Below are 929 nucleotides of genomic sequence, written 5' to 3'. Positions count from 1 at the left end.
GCCCAGACCATCGCCTATATCGACTACATCACGCTGGGCGGCGAAGTGGCCGCCAAGGAAGCCGGCAAGGCGCGCGACGAAGGCAAGGAATATGTCGTCCAGGACGGCGACGTGCTGCTGTTCAAGTTCAATACTTGATTTAGGCGCAACTTCGCAAAGCCGACCTGGGGATCATCCTAACCGTTGGGTCACTTCCGCATCAGCTTTGGGGACGGCTCGTTCAGCCACTGCTTGCCGTCTTTTTCGCTTGCCCACGGATTGCCAAAAATCTTGGCTGACAGTGGTTCCTCGCCAGCATCGAGCCGCACCTTCACAACCCGCCGTTCGCGCCGATGCTCGGTTTGCTTGAACGCCTTGTCGCTGTCAGCCGTGGTCATACCGACGACAGGTGTATTTCTGCGGGATCGGCTCATAACGGTATGGCTTATCACAAACGGACTCGATCAACCAAACACGCTTCAACTCCCCACGGTCGTCGAGGCCGTGGGGGTCATTACAAGGATGGTAAGCGGCGCATTGGCCGGGAAACGATCTATCAGATGATGGAACTTGGGGCGGACCAAGTCAGATTGCGAGGATTGGTTGCTCACGAATGCAAATATATCGAATAGCAGCGTCATGAAATAGGACTGTCGCATAGTCTGCATGCGCGGTATATATCATTGAATTTCGATCACTCGTCTTCAATGAGAGACCTATGCCAAACATATTTATCAGCCACAGAGTCAAAGACAAATCAGAGATAAGAATATTTGTTGAGGCGCTTGCCCTAACGTCGTGGCCAATCTGGATAGATGCTCCTGAGACTTTTGACGACAGGATAGGGGCATACCATAACATAACTGGAATTCCTGTCGGTGATGAGTGGAACCCGGCAATTGAACAAGCCCTTGAGAATGCGGCCGTTGTGTTCGTGTTCTGGACAAAGA

At 52.5% G+C, this 929-nt stretch carries 3 protein-coding genes; 2 read left to right on the top strand and 1 reads right to left on the bottom strand.

What is annotated here, in order from left to right; genetic code table 11:
* A partial coding sequence (locus AC1DX0_RS36445; protein WP_477359416.1) for a DUF933 domain-containing protein occupies positions 1-138 on the top strand: 138 nt, incomplete at its 5' end.
* A gap of 50 nt (positions 139-188) precedes the next feature.
* Here AC1DX0_RS36445 and AC1DX0_RS36440 read toward each other — a convergent pair.
* On the bottom strand, positions 189-377 hold the full coding sequence (locus AC1DX0_RS36440; RefSeq protein ID WP_477224100.1) for a hypothetical protein: 189 nt from the start codon (positions 375-377) through the stop codon (positions 189-191).
* Positions 378-697: 320 nt separating this feature from the next.
* Here AC1DX0_RS36440 and AC1DX0_RS36435 point away from each other — a divergent pair.
* Positions 698-929 (top strand): hypothetical protein (locus tag AC1DX0_RS36435; RefSeq protein ID WP_477359413.1); only part of this gene is annotated, 232 nt, incomplete at its 3' end.

The organism is Mesorhizobium sp. P3_A9, from assembly GCF_056402975.1.
This window is presented reverse-complemented; position numbering and strand designations above follow the sequence as displayed.